The organism is Paenibacillus sp. yr247, assembly GCF_900103825.1.
Taxonomy (GTDB): domain Bacteria; phylum Bacillota; class Bacilli; order Paenibacillales; family NBRC-103111; genus Paenibacillus_E.
On the sequence record NZ_FNIF01000012.1, the window covers coordinates 12,936 to 29,713 of the forward strand.

Sequence of the window (16,778 nt, forward strand, 5' to 3'; positions counted from 1 at the left end):
GGCTTCAAAAAAACATTTAATTATTTTACAGAATCGCTGTAATTGTTTTTAAAAGAGGCACCCTAAATAAAAAAATCCTGCACATTGTGCAGGTGGGGTGGTGACGTATCAAGGTAAATTTAATGTTTAGTGCACTACACGCAGCCCTTTTAAGCGTCCACCTCTTGTATTACTGCAACAAAGAAACTATATCGGAGCTTGTCAAAATGAAGTTGTATCAACTGGTTCTATGATTATCACCTAGGATAGCGTCGGCATCTATGATATTGCAACAAAACCAGAATTCAGAGGTAGAGGCTTCGGTTCAGCAATGTTTAATTTCCTAATAACTGAAGCCCAAAAGCAAAATACGAGACCTTGCATATTACTTGCATCTCCTTCAGTACAAATTTACACGGTAGTTTAACTGCTTCATTAATTCAGATTTGTAATTGTTAAGAGATTCCGCTAACGCTGAACGATAATGTAGGAGCTTACCTCGAGGTAGCTCCTCTTTTTGTTCAGCGTGCCCAGAGGCACGCATTATCTAGTTGGTGCAAGTCCAACCACGGGAGGGACCAAGCCACCCTTGTAGCTAGGATGCTTGCGTATGGCGAAATCTGTGCGTAAAAGCGCATCGACAAAAGTACTTGTCAGAGGCAGGGCGAGCGACATACCAGGCCGTAACATCAAGTGAATCCTGCCGCATCGTCAAAGAGGCCTCGCAAGAGGGGCAAGAGGAAGCTGAGTCTCGTGAACATAGACGAAGGCCAAGGAAGCTGCGTAGATCTTGGAACAGCAGTGAAGAATCCTCCGGTGTAAAGGGATCGGCATGGTATGAAAGATAATGCAGTGAACTGGGGAGACCCTCCCCTGCACGGATTTTTTTTTAGAAACCGTAAAGAGACACTCTATAAGCTCGAAAAGCGAAGTGAGCCGTCTGTAGGAAGGGAGTCCGAGGGGCTCATAGTACCAAAGAACCGAAGGACAACATAACCTTCGGGAGGGAAGGAGCCCTGCTTTGTTTATGCTTTTTAAGGAGGTACGAGTGAGTGAATGCCAATCGGCTAACGACACCAAAGGAAAAAGTTCAACAACTCCAAGAAAAGCTAGGTCATGCAGCCGAGGAAAACAAGAAACGTAAGTTCCACGCCTTGTACGACAAGGTTCACAGATGGGACGTTCTATGCGAAGCATGGAAAAGAGTGCGTGCTAACAAAGGTGCGGCTGGTATTGATGCCGTTACTCTTGCAGACATCGAAAAGCACGGGGAGATTTCGTTCATCAAGGAATGTCAGCGTGAACTACAAGAAGGCACCTACCATCCTGATCCAGTGAGACGTCAATACATTCCTAAAAAGGATGGAAAACAAAGACCGCTCGGAATACCGACGGTTCGAGACCGAGTCGTACAAATGGCAACAAAACTAATGATTGAACCCATCTTTGAAGCGGATTTTCATGAAACATCCTTCGGATTTCGCCCGAAACGTGGTGCAAAAGAGCACTAGACCGAATCCGTAAAGCCTGCAACCGTAAAGGGAATTGGGTAGTCGACGTCGATATCCAAGGCTACTTCGACAACATTAACCAAGACAAGCTAATGAAACTGGTGCAAATGCGCATCAATGACAGGCGGATATTGAAGTTAATTAGGAAGTGGTTACAAGCGGGAGTTATGGAAGAGGGATCGGTAAGACGCTCAGACTTAGGCATACCACAAGGTGGCGTCATCTCGCCGTTATTGGCGAATATCTACCTCAACTACTTCGACCAAATGTGGGAGAAACATGGAAAAGGAGTAGGTGAGTTGACACGGTACGCAGACGATATGGTTGTAGTTTGCAAGACGAAGAAAGAAGCGGACCATGCGTACAAACTCATCGTTACGATTATGGAGCGTTTAGAACTCACCTTACACCCCACCAAAACACGCATAGTAGGCTTGTGGATAGGAGACGAAGGATTCGACTTTCTAGGCATACACCATCAGAAAACAAAAGCAGAAACATCCCGAGGCAACGTGTATGTCACAACGCAACAGTGGTTAACGAAAAAGGCAGAAGAACGCATACGAGAAGTGGTTAAAGAAAGACTTGCACCACCGAGTTCACGTTCACGCTCTTTTGAGGAACAGGTAGGATGGCTCAATCCTAAAATTCAAGGATGGAGAAATTACTACCACACGACCTACAGCCATAGGAAATTAGCGAAGTTGGACTGGTACATACTGCAAAGGTTAACCCGTTGGTATGCTAAGAAAAGACAAAGAAATAGATGGATGGGTTCATTTCAAGAAGTTAAATATATTGCCAGACAAATGGGGCTTAAAACATTGTTGTAATCCGCATGCTCATGATTGAAGAACATCGGAAAGCCGTATGAGGGAAAACTTCATGTACGGTTTGATGAGGAGGGGCTGAATATTCAGCCCTTTACTCTAGTTCAAGTAACGGGCAGAAGAATGGAGTAAATCAAATACGAGCATTTTGCACATTTATCGGTATGAACGGATAAATAGACGATTATATCATGCCCCCCGGTTGCATCCCCTCATATTGTAGTGCGAGGGGGTGATGAAACATGGCGCAACCGATAAATATCGGAGCAAATAGCATAGCTAAGATCGGCGATCGTTTTTTTATGATTGTTGAGGTGGAGGCGATAACAACCGGAGTTGAAATTGATCCAGTATTTGGAGTGCGGACGACCGCACAACAAGCAGCAGCACTCCTTCGTGCAGGTGTAAAGCGTACGACATTTGCAAAAGTAGATCCGAAACCTACTAGCACAACGAAAGTCGAGTTGAAAGGCGTATTGTTTGCCAACGGACGGATTTTCAAGGTATTCGACGTGGAAAACGCGACGAGCGACATTTCCGTCTTAGTCCGGATCAACCTAGCGCAGGCGCAAAGGCTTATCCGAAACGGTACACGTATCATCAAGGTTTATAGAAAACCATTTTAAAACAGAAAAGGAGCTGCGTACAAAGCTCCTTTCAAGTACAAACTCATTGGATTGGTACATATTTCTACACATCATGGTTCAAGTAAGTTTTTTACAGAGAGCCCCTGTATGTTGCATTTCATTCAACTACAGTAATTGATTAAACTAACGGAGAACGTTAGTTCAATAAACAGCGGCTGCCTTGATGCGTTTCCATTGTCGGTCACGGGCTAATTACCGTTGCTGCCTTACTCTTAATGCTATATAGCGATTTGGCAAGCGGACTTTCTTTTGGAGTCATCTTTAACGTGTTCTGTTGCCTGTCATGCTGTGGATGCTCAGTTCCCTTCTAATTAAGACTGTACACATGTTTTGGGCACAAGTCCTCTCTAAAAGCTACTGGACTTATGGATATCTTCAACTTTTTCGATGATATCGCCTGCATCTGACCAAAATTTCCCGCCGACACTGTATCGTTTCCCGAGTTCGTTAGCAGTTCGGAGCCGACTGCCGTAGTTTTAGCCTGTGAGATGGTAAACAGTCTTTTCGTGTTTCCTTTTATGCGGAGGATTTAGTCGCTCTCGCAGCATTTGCAATGATCAGCTAAGTTTGTTGCATATCCGATATCCGGATGATCGCCAAAGCCAAAATTGTAATCCGAAAAAAATGGCCCCCCCGTCAACCACATTTTGAAGCATACGGAATCGCCATGACCGCTGAATTTTTTACGGTCAAATAAGACCCAAGGGTTATGCGAGCGCCCTCCCCTCCATACGACGCCGTCGTAAATACTGAATACCGGGTTATTGGGGAATTTGGTCCAAAATAACCCGTCCGTTGAAAAAGCGCAGCCGATCCCCTCGTTGCTATGATCAATCCCGCCGCTGTACCACATCTTAAATTTATCGGGAGCAAGCCGCAGAATCACTGCGCCTTCTGTCGATTTGTGCTCATCCCATGCGCCCGGTCCACCTCTGACCAGGACAGGAAGCGGTCCTTCTCTCCTCCAAAATATGCCGTCCGCAGATACCGCCAGCGCTAATTCTTCGTTGAAGCCGTCACTTACGTTGTAGTACATGACATATCGGTTATTGAATGGACTGACGACATCCAGTACAGCCTGATTTTCCGGAAAAAACAATACATCGGCCGGACCATAACATTGCGAATAGTTGTTGGGTCCAGGCAAGGATGGAGAGTTCATTAAGAACGTATCGGGGCTCGTTGTGTCCTGCATTAAAGTTTGATCATCAAACCAGTTGATGCCGTCCATGGACTTTGCCGTTCTCAACATCGGTAAAATGGGGGAGTTCGGAGCTGTCGATAAGAACATGGAATCCCAATACCAGATTCGGTAAGGGACGTTGATGCCGAAGCCATGACGGTCAAACAGCACTCTTGAATGGCGGGCTGCCGGAGCCAGCCCGAATAGATCGCTGACAAACTTCCATTTAATCCCGTTGCCAGAAGCAGCAAGAGCAATTCCGCCGCCATTCTCAAAATCACTAAAATCATCGTACCACATTAAATAATAGGCGGACGGTCCGAAGGGCTTGAATTTCTTCGCATCGAAGCGAACCGTTTGATAATAAGCAGGTGTCTGCGGCATGTAAACCGGGTTATTCGGATTTTCGACCCATCTGCAATCCGGCGATCCGCAACCATGTTTTTTTTTCATTCTGTTTCCCTCTTTCTTTTACGGAGCACGGGTTGCGGCCATTTCCGTAACCTAATCATGGTGTTCGTTTTCATCGATGACAAAGCCTGAAAGATTGATAGGACCAATAATATTGGGCACTACGCCGGTTGGCAATGTTGCAGCAGGAGCCGCTACGCCGGCAGTTGTAACAGCAGTTAACGTAGCAAAGAGCGCATACGTATGTTTGCCGCTAATTCCAGTTTCCGTGTGAATCATAGACGTCGTAACACCGCCGGGTAAAATAAAAGGTGTGACAACAGGAGTAGTAATTACAGTACCTGTCGTAAATGTGTAAGTGTCACTGGTAGCATATACCGGGGAGTTGTCTCTTGTAATACTAAACAAAATCGTGTAATTAAAATTGGTACCTGCGGCGATGTTTCCGCCGAGATTTGTCCCAATAATGAGAGAGTGGCCCACTGTGGCTTCGAGCAATTCTCTATCATTTTTATTTATACCTTTTAAAACGATTGAAGCAAGCTGAACCGGCGTGTTCAATGCCAAAGGGATTGGTGTGGTTGGAGGAAGTGAAAGACCCACGCCATGATTCAACTCTTTGAAATTGAAAAATTTGAGCCTAGCTGTCCATCTACCCATAAGAATGCCTCCTAGAAAAATATGATTGTTCTCCTATAATTAATTCAGAATCAGAGATTTTTGCACTGGACAACTACAGGATGCTATTTGCTTATTTACGAATTGTGAAACTCGACATGGAGAAGAATGGGAAATTGATGAATGAATGAATAGACTAGGCATGAAATGAAATATTAATAGTCTCTCGGAATTCGAGGTCAGTTGAAGGGGAGATTGGCTAAAAAACTTAAGTAAACACCATCATAAAAGAGGCAATCAAACAAGGATGGAAATTCTGGGAATGCCCTTTACACCGGAGGCGCATATTTACATGACCCTACAGGGGCGGATCCCGAGCGGCGAGCGGTGCAAATGCTGGGCATTGGTTCCGACGATACGTTAACATTAGTGTTGATTTACCCTACGGCCCAAAAGCCGCGGCTCAACGATCCGCTTAAAATTGTACTTGGGAATGAAGGATTCCTGGACAATCCGGAAGATATGGAAGCTGTAAAAAAACATCTACAAAATTTATGTCAAAAATATAGCGGCAGAACTGGCATCCATCGATCCGTCTTATCGTCTCATATCGCCGATGCCGAGAATTATTGAGGATGACTCCCAACTGGAAGATTTTATCAAGCAAAACTTCGGTCATAATCATCATCAGCAAAGTGCTCTTCGCATGGCACCTTTGAGAAAAGGTGGGGTTGTCGATCTCCGCGGCAACGTGCACGGGGTGAAAAACTTAATCGTGGCCGACGCTTCCCTCATTCCCTACACGGTTGACGGCAACACGTCTGCCGCTACTTATCTGATTGGGTATACCATTGCGAAACAATTGCAAAGGGAGAATAAGAAAATCGCTGTCAAACGACCAAAGTGGTTTGAAATGGAAGAAGAGTAACTGGCTTTAAAACTTTTCCGTTCAATCTGGGCAGAGCGTTAGGGCTGCTGTACGGCGCACATTCCTCTTATTGTTCGAGGAAAATAAAGTTTTAGACTGAAAAATAAAGTATTAGACTGTGAAAATAAAGTATTAGACTGGATATGGGCGTTAAGCTAACGGGCAGGATAGTTATAACTTAAATTGCGTGGTAAAATGTGGTATAAGGAGGGATTTTATGGGTTCTCGGTTAATGCATTTAATAATTGGTGAGATGGTCGCTTCTAGCCTTGATGTAAAAAACAAGAGAGATTTTTTAATTGGTTCAATTGCTCCTGATGCTGCTTTCTCGTTTGAAAGGAAAGTTATTACTCATTATTTCGAAGGAGATGTAGACAAGAGAACTAGGCAGGTAAACTATCAAAGATACATTGATACATACTTATCAGATGTAAAGGATGATTACTAATTAGGATATTTGATACATTTAATTTCCGATAACGTATGGATGGAGTATATCTATTACCCATATGAATTGAAGCAGAAGCAAGACTTAGACCCGACCTTTTTATCAAGATGGCATTCAGATTTTAGAAATTTTTATTTGTCACGCGCTCGATCAGGGGTGGACTCCAAAAGTAAAAGGTACACCTGCTGTTTTTAATTTTGATGGTAAGATTCTGAAGAGAAGATTAAACTAGCGCAGAACGAGAAACCAGAGCATCCCCACCTGGTATGGATCGGACCGTTCCTCAATCATCTGATACTAATTCCAGTGATTGATGGTAAAAATTTGAGGCTTGATTTAATTTTGATGACATTATCGAGTACATTGATTTGTATTCCAACCCCCGTGTTTTGACTGATATAAACGAACTGATCAAATATTTTGATGGAGGAACCCGCGAGAGACAAGCTCTTTTTTGCGCGGACAAAGAGGGCAATGAGATTACATTGATCGATATCCTCACTACGTAATCCTGCCCGTTAGCGTAATACCTTTTTCAACTAACGCTGTGACTGAACGAATGGTAAAGCGGTCAATTCTTCAATCTTAACAGAGGACAGTCATACATATCTTTATGGTCATCCATGTTAAACGTTTTAATAAAGTATCCTTATGAGTAGGGGTATCAAATGCAAGCACTAAGTCTAAATCTGAAACGCCCCAAACAGCGTCTCCTCGCGCAACCGACCCCTTTATATATACCGAGATCAGTCGGGAGCCAAGATGGGATAAAAACCTTTGCACAACTACATCAATAATCGGTCGATAACGGTTATCCATGCAACACCTCCCATAAAGACTTTCTAAAAAAGAAAAGGCGAGTGGTTTGATAAGATAATATTGACTCTATCGTTCCTTCTGGGGGAGTCGGAAGGAATACGTAAGGATGTTTTCCGTGAACTACTTCCGAATCATGTAAGCTGGAGTAAATCCAATATGCTTTTGTAACTTCGCTGTCCATCCCCACGCCCTTATAACTATTTGATGATTATGTTCTACACTCGCGGCAGCTCCTATTTTTGTTCATTCAAGTTGTCGTTCGCTTCTCCCTTAATTAAAGTATCCTTTAATCGAGATGTGACTGATTCCACACACGATTGAGCTAACGAGGAACGATAGGTACGGAGGCCGACGATGTCGTGGATAAGGTCCAGCTCAAGAGTGAGAAGAGCAAAATCTATAAGAATTTGATATATTGGATGAGCGGGAAAAAGAGGTCGTAGTTGGCCGTTTTGGTTTGGAGCTTGGTGGCGAAGAGCGGACGCAGAGGGAGATTGCGAAGGAGTTGGGGGATTTCGCGTTCGTATGTGTCGAGGATTGAGAAAAGGGCACTAATGAAGCTTTATCATGAGTTTTATAAGGCGAAGAGGTGAGGAATTAAAGAATAAGCATGTTATATTAAACGATCAAGTGCGAAAGAAATAGCATGGAGCAGACTGTCGAAGCGGTTTGCTCTTTTTTAAAACAACAAATCCACTTCTTTATCATGTATTTTAGAACTTTGCACCACAACTCCGCGTGTTGCTAATGGAATTAATTAACTCAACTTTCGCAGCTTAAATCTATGAACAAACCCTTGATGTAGCAAGGTAAACCGACGATCCACTCGCGGAGCTGACAAAATACATTGGACTTCTCCTGTTTTGTCTTGGCTCCGGCCATTTGCAGGAACAATGTCATCAGTTGCTGCAACGCGGTTTGGTAATCCAAGTCCCTTACCTCATCAGCAAAAAGGAAGAAAAGACCGCCCAGCGACTTGGCATCGTTCTCTTGGCGACGCTCAAACTCCATGACTAAATAACGGCTGAATACCACAGTCGTATGGCAAATGAGCATGTCAAAAGAGCGGCCCTGAAACTCAGTGCCCAGCTTAAGATAGCTCTTGGTAAATTTGAAAAAGGTCTCGATGCTCCAACGCATCCCGTAGACTCGAACGACCTCGTCTGCAATTACCGTTAGGTCGGTACTGAGAATCGCCAGCCATTCCCGGCGTTTGTTACGGTTTTGAACAAAAACTAACTTAACGGGTAACCCACAAGATGTCTCGGCGATGACAGAACCTAAGATTTCGTTACTCTTGTTCTTTGGAAGAGTGGCGTACAGTTCTTTCAAGGTCATCAACTTGCCATTCAAGCGGTAGCGCTGTTTCATCTCTTTGATCATACCAATAACCGGAAGTCCCATTGCACCCAGCTGACGAAGTAACGGTGCTTGAGTAAACCAACTGTCCATCAGCACAAAGTCAGCTGTAAATCCGGTAGACAGTGCTCGCTGTAACAAGTCTACAACGGCATCTGGTTTGCGGTTAAGAGCCTCCAGCCGACGCTTATACCCATGGCTGCGCTTGTACAGATTTTCCTTCATTTCGCAAATCCGATTCACCAGTTTAGCTGACGAGAGCATGACAAAGTCAATCGGAGCAAAGCTAAATCCATCTGACCAACCGAGCGTTAGCATGGTAAAACCCTTGGTGAACCGGCCAGTCGTATGGTCGAATACACGAGCTAGTAGTTCGGCTTTTTTACTACGATTACGGTTTAAGACTGAATCGTCGATAATGAAAACACGTGAACGTGAAGAAGCAATGAGCGATTCAAAATGCTGGATGATTTTTAAAGCAAAGCTATGGAGAAACTTCCGCCAAGCGAAAGTGCCTTGATTTAGAAAACGATAAATAACGTCTTTTCCAGGTAGCGACGTACCACGCTCGCTCTCCAGGAGACGGAACCAGTTTCGGCCTTCAAAAACTAGAGAGAACAGGATCTGGAACACAGCAAAACTGGAAGGACCAAACGACTTGATAATACCGGCTTTTCGTAAGAGTTGACCAATTTGTAAGGTTGAAAACAAGATGGAAAAGCGACTTTTTGCCTTTTCAGACAAGGATTTTTGGTGTAACATATGAATTACAACACCTTTCTTTGTTTGCATGGTTGCTCGACACTTCCATGATACCGAACAAGAAGGGTGTTTTTCTGTCAAGTGTGGAAACTTTTCTTCTGTACTCTTACAGTAGCAAGCGATTAGACTGATTTATTAGGTGCGAAAGTTGAGTAATTAACCAATAAAAATAAGAAAATTTGGTAGATGTATAAAGTAAACAGAATCGAGTTTTGTTTCAGCTTAACGCAGCTTTTAACAGCAACATATAGATTAAAAAGCGATCAGATTCCTGAGCTTTAGTAGGAATCGACCGACTCAGTACTTATTCTATTAATAAAATAGTATATCAAGAAAGGAAGGACAGGAATATACCATATAGTTACTTCTTTATAACAAATGCTTCGGTCCTCTCTTTAAGGCTGCGTTCTCTGTATTCCTTTGGTGTTATTTTATAGCAGCGGTAGAATAGCTTTGAAAAATATTTTACATCACTAAAACCGATGTGGTTGCATATATCGTAATTTCTCAGTTCTGGACTTTTCAGCAGCTCACAGGCTTTTTCCATCCTCAGTCTTGTTAAATAGGAGTTGAAATTTTCACCAAGCACGGTTTTGAAAATTTGCCCGAAATAATGTGCGGTCAAGTAAAACTGGTTGGACACCTCATTTAAAGTAATAGGCTGATCTAAATGCTGTTTAATATAGTCCATCGCTCGAATGACCAAAGTTTCATGATAGGTTTTAGGTCGATCTGTGGATTCAAATGGTTCAGGTACTTGTTTGAAGGGCTTCGCTAAGTCAACGATTCCCGTTTTGTTGGTTGTTTCAAGCAAGATTTCGTCAATAATATGGAGTAGTTCGTCGGTGTCAATTGGCTTTAGTACATAGCCCTTTGCTTTGTATTTCATGGCGGTATGGGCATACTGGAATTCCTCGTACCCGCTAATAATGATGACAGAAATATCGGGTCTGCGGGCATAAATCATTTGAAGAAGTTCTAGACCGTCCATATCGGGCATTTGAATATCAGTGATTATTATATCTATGGGGTGGCGTTCGATCCAATCGAGCGCTTCTTTGCCGTTTGATGCAATACCGATTACGTGGATTGATTTTTCTGCCCATTCATCCATTTCACTTAAAGTGCTGGCAATTAGCCATTCATCATCGACGATTAACATATTTTTCATCGGTGGTTATCCTCCGTGGTAGTAATAAACTTACTGTAGTTCCTTCTCCAGGCGAACTGTCTATCGTTATGCCGTACTTGCTTCCGAAGTGCAGGCGGATCCGAGATTGGACGTTATATAAGCCGACTTTTTTCTCGTATTTGGTTAACGTCTCTGCGTTATTTTCCAATTGAAAAAGGATTTTCTCAAGAGTGTTTTTAGCTATGCCTGCCCCATTATCTTTAACCGAAATCATCAAGTCTTCTCCATGCACTTCTCCTTTTATGAGTATGGTCCCGTTTCTTTGCGGTTCCAAGCCGTGAATAATGGCATTTTCAACAATCGGTTGTAAGATCCACTTAATTGTATACAGCTCGTGATGAGGGTAAGGAATCTGAATATGGTAATGGAATTCTTCAGTTCCTTGCATTCTTAATTGATGAATGAGCAAGTAGTGTTTAACATAAGCGATTTCTTGTTTCAATGGAACAATTTCTGTAAATGTCGAAATGCTAAAGCGGAACAGCTTACCTAGGAGCGCGATTTGTTTGCTGATTTGGTGCTGTTTGTTTCTTCTTGCGAGCGAGTTAATGGATTCTAACGCGTTGTATAGGAAATGCGGATTGATTTGTGCCTGTAAAGCGGTAATTTCAGCCGATCTTTTCTCCCGCTGTTCGATGTAAACATCTTCAATTAACTCTTGAATCCGCTGAATCATCTGGTTGAAACTGATCCCGAGCTGCCCGATTTCGTCTCTCTGATTGATGGGAAAACGTTGGTTTAGATCGCCACCCTCGACTTTTTTCATTAGTTCCGCAAGTTTTGTGATCGGACGTGCTGTACGGTGCGAAATATACAGTGAAGCAAGCAAACAGAAGAGTACGCTAATCCCTAGAATTGTAATAATAACATCACGGTAATTGTAGATGGCGGCATAGAGATCTTTTTCAGGGAAATATGAAACGATCGTCCATCCGATCTGTGTAACTGTCTTTCGGAACACCCGGTAATGATCCCCATTCGGTAGTGTGATCGAATTCACTTGTTGGTTATGAATTTTTACGTACTCTCGAGAAAGCGCGGAAGGCATTTGCGGATATAGGATATTACCCTTTGGGTCAATGATAAAAGTTCCGGAGGCGCTTTGAGCTGTTTTTCCGCCGAACCATTGTTCCAATACTTCGACTGGAAAGTCGACAACAAGAACGCCTTGTGAGCTAAATGTCTGGCTCCAAATTTGCTGTACGAACGAAAATACTTGCTGATCAGAGTTTCTTTGGTCATAGGGGCGAGCATGGAGAGATGTGATATAAGGTGCATTGCCGATCTGGGATAAATCAGGCATCCAGCTATTAGCAAGGAAAGGGTCCTTGTCAGGATGGAACGAATACCCGTAAAAATAAATCAATTGCTTATCACTGATTAACGTAATTCCAATGGTCTCCGGACGGATGGGCTGCAAACTGTCCAGAAACGGGTCTAATTGTGTAAATAATTGATAATATTTATCTTTGCCATCTTGATTATTAAGAAATGTGGAGACAATGTTATTTTTTGCTAGGATTTCTGCCATACGCTGCAAGTCATTCATTAATAAATTCAATGTTGTTAGCTTTTCTTCCAGAACATTGGCGGCCTCTTTATCGATTTCGTTATTTAATGTTTTGCTGGAATGATTGTAGCTTAACCAACCTGCGAGAAGCAGAGGAAGGATGGATATTAAAATTAAAAACACAAGAAGTTTGAAAAATAGTTTATGAGTGAAATTCATTGCTATCGGACTCCTTTGGCGGGCAGACCATGATGCCAATCACTTATATATGCAAATGTTAATGTAAAATAATATATACACATCATGTAATGTATTTTTGCTAATCCATACAAGTATTATAATAATTAATTCGGTATCTAACAAGGATATTCCTACTATCAACGAAAGTTGTTTGTATAATGTCGAAATATTGTAAAAACTTAACTATTGTATGTTAGAAAATATAACATACAACTGTTTGACCACCTTTTTCCTTCATTTGTCCCGTTGTTTGTTGTTGGTGATTATAATAACCTTGTAATTAATTAAAATATTAAATTTTATCTAATAGGGAGGGTTCGTATGAGAAAAGTTAACTTGTTTATTGTTTTAGTTTTGGCTCTAGTGTTAATTGTTGCGGGTTGTTCGTCCCCGTCGAGCCCAAAAGAAGGTGCTGGAGGTTCGACCGTTGGATCGGGAAAAGTTGAAGAAAGCCGTGAACCAAAAACCCTTACAATCATGGTTGCTCCTTTTCCCAACGATGTAGAGAAAAAACTATGGGAGAAAATAGTCAAAGCTTTTGAAGATAAAAATCAGGGGATTAAGGTTGAGTTGAAAACAGGCGACGTGGCGGTAGAGTCCGGAAAATTGACAACGATGCTGAACTCCGGTGTCACTCCTCCTGATGCGATATTAATTTATGCAGGACCTGCACGGGTGAGTGTGTTATCCCAAGGGAATTTGATTATGCCGTTGGAGGAGCTGTATACCAAAAATAACTGGAAGGAGAAACTAACGCCTTTTGCGTATTCTATGGCAACTCTTTCTGGGAAAATATACGAGGTTCCGCATGGGCTAGATGCCATCGGAGTATTTTACAATAAAGATTTGTTTGCGAAGGCGGGGGTTAAGGTACCTGCCACGAAGGATGAGTTAGTTACAGCGATGCAAAAATTGAAAGATGCAGGTATTCAGCCGATTGCACTTGGTACACGCGGTGGCAATGGCGGTGGCTGGTTGTATGGGAACATCCTTGATGCAGTCGCTGGCAGAAAAAAAGTTGAAGAAGTGCTCTATGGCAAAGGTAAATGGAACGATCCGGAAATGGTAAAGGCTACAGAAACGTTAAATGATTGGGTCAATAAAGGATTTATCGTCAAAGAAGCAGTATCCCTAACTTTTCCGGACGCTAAAGCACAGTTTCTGGACAAAAAGGCAGCGATGTATGCAAGCGGTACACCTACGATCACAGACATTGCCAGCATGAAACTAGAAGATTCAATCGGACATATGACGTTCCCTTCTTTTATCGAGGGACAGAAGACAAATCCCACGGGTGGACTCGGATATTCATGGGTCGTACCTAAAAATACGAAAAATGTGGATCTAGTAGAAAAATGGATCAATTTCATATTAACGGATTTCACCGAAATTGCTTATAAAGACCCGTCCTTTTACTTAATACCTGCTACTAAAACTGCCTTCACTTTGAAACCTGCAGGATCTATATTAGCCGAGGCTGTGAAAAATATAAGCGATGGTTCCGCTTATAATCCCGCTTATAATCCGACTGTATTTATAGGGAATTCCACCAAGGAAGCTTATTTGCAAAATCTGCAAGGTGTAATTGGCGGGCTCATATCACCTCAAGAAGCAATGAACAATATTGAAGCAGGTAACAAAAAAGACCGGGCTGAGGGCTTCAAACTGAAGTAAGGACATCATGAATCAACCCTAAACCGAGGTGGAAAGAAGATGGACTCATTGCATGGGCCTCCTCAAACCGTGGAGGCGGTAATCAAATATAACCAGATCAACAAAAGGATAAGATTGACAAGCAATATTAGGAAATGGATCACGATCATCTCCTTCTTATCACCGGCAGTATTGCTCTATGGTGTATTTATGCTCTATCCGATGTTCGAAGCCGTTAGACTCAGCTTCTTTGATTGGAACGGGAGTGCACCGATTATGAACTTTGTCGGGTTGAACAATTATATCGATATTTTAAATGACAAAGTTTTCATTCTATCACTGAAGCATAACATAGTATGGTTGGTTTTGGATTTAGTTCTATTGGTCATTCCCGTTCTTCTTCTAGCCGTGATGATCAGCAAGGTGAAGAGAGGGAGGTTGTTCTTCCGGACCGGGTTTTATTTACCTGCCGTGCTGTCTCTCCCCGTCGTTAGCGTTCTGTGGGGGAAAATTTATGATCCAATGATCGGGCCAATCAATGTCATATTAAAGTCAATCGGATTGAATGGACTCGCTATAAACTGGTTGGGCCACCCGTGGGCGGTCCTGCCGGCAATTATTATTGCGGGAGCTTGGGCCTTTTATGGTATTTACATGATCATATATCTGTCTGGATTGCAAAGTATCGATTATTCCATGTACGAGGCTGCAGATATGGATGGTGCCGGACCGATCCGCAAGTTTTGGTATATTACGGTTCCCTCCTTGAAAAACACGATAAACATTGTCACTACTATGGTTATCGTTTATGGGTTCAAAAGCTTTGCACTTATTTGGATTATGACGCAAGGAGGACCGTTCTATAAAAGTGAGTTGGTCGCCACTTACGTCTATAAAGCTGGGTTCGCAATGTTCAAGGTAAGTTTCGCAGCGGCGGGAAGTGTTATTCTTGCTGTCATTGTTGTTGTATTAACAATCTTATTCAACGCTATGCGCGAAAGGAGCAATTGAGCATGCAGCAACAGAGCCGTTATTTGCAAGAACTGCTTTGGATTTTGCTGATTATTGCGCTTCTTATTGTTATTGCGCCTATTTTTTGGGTCATCCTTGGCAGCTTCAAGACGAATACGGAAATATTCGGGAGTCCCTTTTCACTGCCGAAATCATGGAATTTCGATAACATGGCGAGTGCGTGGGTTCTAGGAAATTTTAAAATGTATTTTATGAACAGTACAGTCATTACGGTATTAGGGATGCTGATTGTACTTCTCGTTGCCTGTCCTGCCGGTTACGTACTGGCGCAAATTCCGTTTAGAGGCAGCAAGTGGATGTTTTACTTATTTTTATTTGGTATGGCCATACCGGTGCAGGCGATCATCATCCCACTATTTTACCAATTAAAATCAATCGGGTTGATCAATACATTAACTGGAGTTACTTTGGTTTCAGCTGGATTGGCGGTGCCTTTCTCCGTATTTTTGATTCGCAATACGTTTAAAGACGTTCCTCCGGAAATGCGAGAAGCGGCGCTTATCGATGGGGCTGAGGAATGGACAACTTTTTTCTGCGTCATGCTCCCAATGGCGAAACCCGGGATTGTTGCTTTAATGGTTTTTACTTTTATGCAGATCTGGAACGACTTCTTGCTTCCGCTGGTGCTGCTTATCGACAATTCCAAGTTTACGGTTGCGTTAGGATTGCATTCATTGAATGTAGAGAATTCAACGAATTACGGACTTGTTTTCGGTGGGACGTTAATTAGTATGGTTCCGAGCATTATCGTTTATTTGCTCTTCCAACGGCAATTCATTTCCGGCATGGCGGCGGGTTCGGGGAAATAAACAGATTTAGTTGTGGAGAAAAGGAGTCGTGTGAGTGAAAGAAATCAGATTTGAAGTGGCATTTATGCCTAAAGAAGTTAAGCCGAATTCTGCAGCAGTCTGTATAGTTATTGACGTTATCCGTGCAAGTACGACGATGGTTAACTTGCTGGAGAAAGGATGTCCACAAATTATTTTGACCAGTGATGAAAAACAGTTCATGAATAATAATCCTGATTATTGGCATGATGGGACGTTAATTTGTGCGGAGGAATACTCAGGAAATGTGGCAGAAGGGGCGCATTTTAGTCCTTCTCTGAAATCGTTGGAGAAAATGGATGTAAACCGGAAGCGGGTTGTATTGAGAACAACGAACGGGACTGTCGCCGTACAGACCCTTCATGAGCTTGGAGTAAAGCATATTTTGATTGGATGCATGAATAACGCCCAAGCTGTCATGGAGAAAGCGCTCGATATGGCTGACGAGTTGAACACGAGTATTATGGTTGTTTGCGCCGGGAGAGACAACACACAAATTGCTGCATTGGATGACGCGTATTGTGCCGGGATACTGGTTAAATACGGGCAAAACCTGGCTAAAGCTCGAGGTATAGAGCCTGTCTTCATGGATTCCGCTAAGATTGCTTCTCATATGTTATCGGTCTACTCCGATACGATTGATGCCTTTAACCATTCTGGAAGTGGCGAGACTATGCGGAGAATTCAATGTCCGGAAGATATAATCACTTGTGCTAAAGAGAATGGATCGACCATTGTGCCGATGGTCAGTTTTCATCAGGAAAAACAGTTTATTATCGTCACCAAAGCTAAAGAATTGGCTGTACACGCATAAATCATCATAGGACAG

General features: G+C 42.7%; 17 protein-coding genes and 1 pseudogene. 12 read left to right on the forward strand and 6 right to left on the reverse strand.

Annotated features, from left to right (window positions below; all coding sequences use genetic code 11):
- Positions 1 to 265: 265 nt before the first annotated feature.
- The 4 genes from BLT91_RS33925 to BLT91_RS18895 all read left to right on the forward strand — a co-directional run bounded on the left by BLT91_RS33925 (position 266) and on the right by BLT91_RS18895 (position 2,946).
- Complete coding sequence (locus BLT91_RS33925; protein ID WP_368086832.1) at positions 266 to 406, forward strand: GNAT family N-acetyltransferase; 141 nt, start codon at positions 266 to 268, stop codon at positions 404 to 406.
- Between the two features lie 625 nt (positions 407 to 1,031).
- The gene (locus BLT91_RS33930; protein ID WP_254777020.1) at positions 1,032 to 1,490 is read left to right on the forward strand and encodes a reverse transcriptase domain-containing protein; all 459 of its coding nucleotides are present in this window, start codon (positions 1,032 to 1,034) and stop codon (positions 1,488 to 1,490) included.
- 5 nt (positions 1,491 to 1,495) lie between these two features.
- Positions 1,496 to 2,323 (forward strand): reverse transcriptase domain-containing protein, encoded by an 828-nt coding sequence (locus BLT91_RS33935; protein WP_368086833.1) that lies wholly within the window; start codon positions 1,496 to 1,498, stop codon positions 2,321 to 2,323.
- 239 nt (positions 2,324 to 2,562) lie between these two features.
- The gene (locus tag BLT91_RS18895) at positions 2,563 to 2,946 is read left to right on the forward strand and encodes a hypothetical protein (RefSeq protein WP_090823744.1); all 384 of its coding nucleotides are present in this window, start codon (positions 2,563 to 2,565) and stop codon (positions 2,944 to 2,946) included.
- Positions 2,947 to 3,496: 550 nt separating this feature from the next.
- Here the strand turns inward: BLT91_RS18895 and BLT91_RS18900 are convergent.
- Both BLT91_RS18900 and BLT91_RS18905 read right to left on the reverse strand, forming a co-directional pair.
- Positions 3,497 to 4,603 (reverse strand): glycoside hydrolase family protein, encoded by a 1,107-nt coding sequence (locus BLT91_RS18900; protein ID WP_090823747.1) that lies wholly within the window; start codon positions 4,601 to 4,603, stop codon positions 3,497 to 3,499.
- 51 nt (positions 4,604 to 4,654) lie between these two features.
- Positions 4,655 to 5,221 carry a hypothetical protein gene (locus BLT91_RS18905; protein ID WP_090823749.1) on the reverse strand — a complete coding sequence of 189 codons (567 nt, stop codon included), beginning with the start codon at positions 5,219 to 5,221 and terminating at the stop codon, positions 4,655 to 4,657.
- Between the two features lie 351 nt (positions 5,222 to 5,572).
- Between BLT91_RS18905 and BLT91_RS33940 the strand changes: the two genes are divergently transcribed.
- The 3 genes from BLT91_RS33940 (at position 5,573) to BLT91_RS18915 (ending at position 6,555) form a co-directional block, all read left to right on the forward strand.
- Positions 5,573 to 5,812 (forward strand): hypothetical protein, encoded by a 240-nt coding sequence (locus BLT91_RS33940; RefSeq protein WP_368086828.1) that lies wholly within the window; start codon positions 5,573 to 5,575, stop codon positions 5,810 to 5,812.
- Entirely contained in the window at positions 5,796 to 6,107 is a 312-nt protein-coding gene (locus tag BLT91_RS33945) for a GMC family oxidoreductase (protein WP_368086829.1), read from the forward strand. The genes BLT91_RS33940 and BLT91_RS33945 overlap by 17 nt, the downstream gene beginning before the upstream one ends.
- A gap of 217 nt (positions 6,108 to 6,324) precedes the next feature.
- Positions 6,325 to 6,555, forward strand: coding sequence for a hypothetical protein (locus BLT91_RS18915; RefSeq protein WP_090823751.1), 231 nt, complete (start codon positions 6,325 to 6,327; stop codon positions 6,553 to 6,555).
- Between the two features lie 585 nt (positions 6,556 to 7,140).
- On the opposite strand, the gene BLT91_RS18920 is transcribed toward BLT91_RS18915, so the two are convergent.
- Positions 7,141 to 7,374, reverse strand: coding sequence for a nucleotidyltransferase domain-containing protein (locus tag BLT91_RS18920; RefSeq protein ID WP_090823753.1), 234 nt, complete (start codon positions 7,372 to 7,374; stop codon positions 7,141 to 7,143).
- Positions 7,375 to 7,709: 335 nt separating this feature from the next.
- Here BLT91_RS18920 and BLT91_RS18925 point away from each other — a divergent pair.
- A pseudogene (locus BLT91_RS18925) lies at positions 7,710 to 7,967 on the forward strand (sigma-70 family RNA polymerase sigma factor); the annotation flags it as partial.
- Between the two features lie 169 nt (positions 7,968 to 8,136).
- Here the strand turns inward: BLT91_RS18925 and BLT91_RS18930 are convergent.
- From BLT91_RS18930 to BLT91_RS18940, 3 genes are all read right to left on the reverse strand, one after another.
- A complete protein-coding gene (locus BLT91_RS18930) occupies positions 8,137 to 9,495 on the reverse strand; it encodes an IS4 family transposase (RefSeq protein ID WP_090823919.1) in 1,359 nt (452 codons plus the stop codon).
- Positions 9,496 to 9,856: 361 nt separating this feature from the next.
- Positions 9,857 to 10,666: a response regulator transcription factor gene (locus BLT91_RS18935; protein ID WP_090823755.1), complete on the reverse strand. Its 810-nt coding sequence runs from the start codon at positions 10,664 to 10,666 to the stop codon at positions 9,857 to 9,859.
- On the reverse strand, positions 10,641 to 12,416 hold the full coding sequence (locus tag BLT91_RS18940) for a cache domain-containing sensor histidine kinase (RefSeq protein WP_090823757.1): 1,776 nt from the start codon (positions 12,414 to 12,416) through the stop codon (positions 10,641 to 10,643). The genes BLT91_RS18935 and BLT91_RS18940 overlap by 26 nt, the downstream gene beginning before the upstream one ends.
- A gap of 342 nt (positions 12,417 to 12,758) precedes the next feature.
- Between BLT91_RS18940 and BLT91_RS18945 the strand changes: the two genes are divergently transcribed.
- The 4 genes from BLT91_RS18945 to BLT91_RS18960 are packed head-to-tail and all read left to right on the forward strand — an operon-like array spanning position 12,759 to position 16,763.
- Positions 12,759 to 14,111, forward strand: a complete 1,353-nt coding sequence (locus tag BLT91_RS18945; protein WP_090823759.1) for an ABC transporter substrate-binding protein — start codon at positions 12,759 to 12,761, stop codon at positions 14,109 to 14,111.
- A 39-nt stretch (positions 14,112 to 14,150) separates the two neighbouring features.
- Positions 14,151 to 15,101, forward strand: coding sequence for a carbohydrate ABC transporter permease (locus BLT91_RS18950; RefSeq protein ID WP_090823761.1), 951 nt, complete (start codon positions 14,151 to 14,153; stop codon positions 15,099 to 15,101).
- Between the two features lie 2 nt (positions 15,102 to 15,103).
- Positions 15,104 to 15,931, forward strand: a complete 828-nt coding sequence (locus tag BLT91_RS18955) for a carbohydrate ABC transporter permease (protein ID WP_090823764.1) — start codon at positions 15,104 to 15,106, stop codon at positions 15,929 to 15,931.
- Positions 15,932 to 15,965: 34 nt separating this feature from the next.
- The gene (locus BLT91_RS18960; RefSeq protein ID WP_090823765.1) at positions 15,966 to 16,763 is read left to right on the forward strand and encodes a 2-phosphosulfolactate phosphatase; all 798 of its coding nucleotides are present in this window, start codon (positions 15,966 to 15,968) and stop codon (positions 16,761 to 16,763) included.
- Positions 16,764 to 16,778 lie beyond the last annotated feature (15 nt).

Coding starts and splice junctions, on each gene's coding strand:
- BLT91_RS18955 (WP_090823764.1), top strand. CDS start 15,104: ATGCAGCAACAGAGCCGTTATTTGCAAGAACTGCTTTGGATTTTGCTG.
- BLT91_RS18940 (WP_090823757.1), bottom strand. CDS start 12,416: ATGAATTTCACTCATAAACTATTTTTCAAACTTCTTGTGTTTTTAATT.
- BLT91_RS18920 (WP_090823753.1), bottom strand. CDS start 7,374: ATGGATAACCGTTATCGACCGATTATTGATGTAGTTGTGCAAAGGTTT.
- BLT91_RS18900 (WP_090823747.1), bottom strand. CDS start 4,603: ATGAAAAAAAAACATGGTTGCGGATCGCCGGATTGCAGATGGGTCGAA.
- BLT91_RS18895 (WP_090823744.1), top strand. CDS start 2,563: ATGGCGCAACCGATAAATATCGGAGCAAATAGCATAGCTAAGATCGGC.
- BLT91_RS18935 (WP_090823755.1), bottom strand. CDS start 10,666: ATGAAAAATATGTTAATCGTCGATGATGAATGGCTAATTGCCAGCACT.
- BLT91_RS18945 (WP_090823759.1), top strand. CDS start 12,759: ATGAGAAAAGTTAACTTGTTTATTGTTTTAGTTTTGGCTCTAGTGTTA.
- BLT91_RS33945 (WP_368086829.1), top strand. CDS start 5,796: ATGCCGAGAATTATTGAGGATGACTCCCAACTGGAAGATTTTATCAAG.
- BLT91_RS18915 (WP_090823751.1), top strand. CDS start 6,325: ATGGGTTCTCGGTTAATGCATTTAATAATTGGTGAGATGGTCGCTTCT.
- BLT91_RS18950 (WP_090823761.1), top strand. CDS start 14,151: ATGGACTCATTGCATGGGCCTCCTCAAACCGTGGAGGCGGTAATCAAA.
- BLT91_RS18930 (WP_090823919.1), bottom strand. CDS start 9,495: ATGTTACACCAAAAATCCTTGTCTGAAAAGGCAAAAAGTCGCTTTTCC.
- BLT91_RS33940 (WP_368086828.1), top strand. CDS start 5,573: ATGCTGGGCATTGGTTCCGACGATACGTTAACATTAGTGTTGATTTAC.
- BLT91_RS18905 (WP_090823749.1), bottom strand. CDS start 5,221: ATGGGTAGATGGACAGCTAGGCTCAAATTTTTCAATTTCAAAGAGTTG.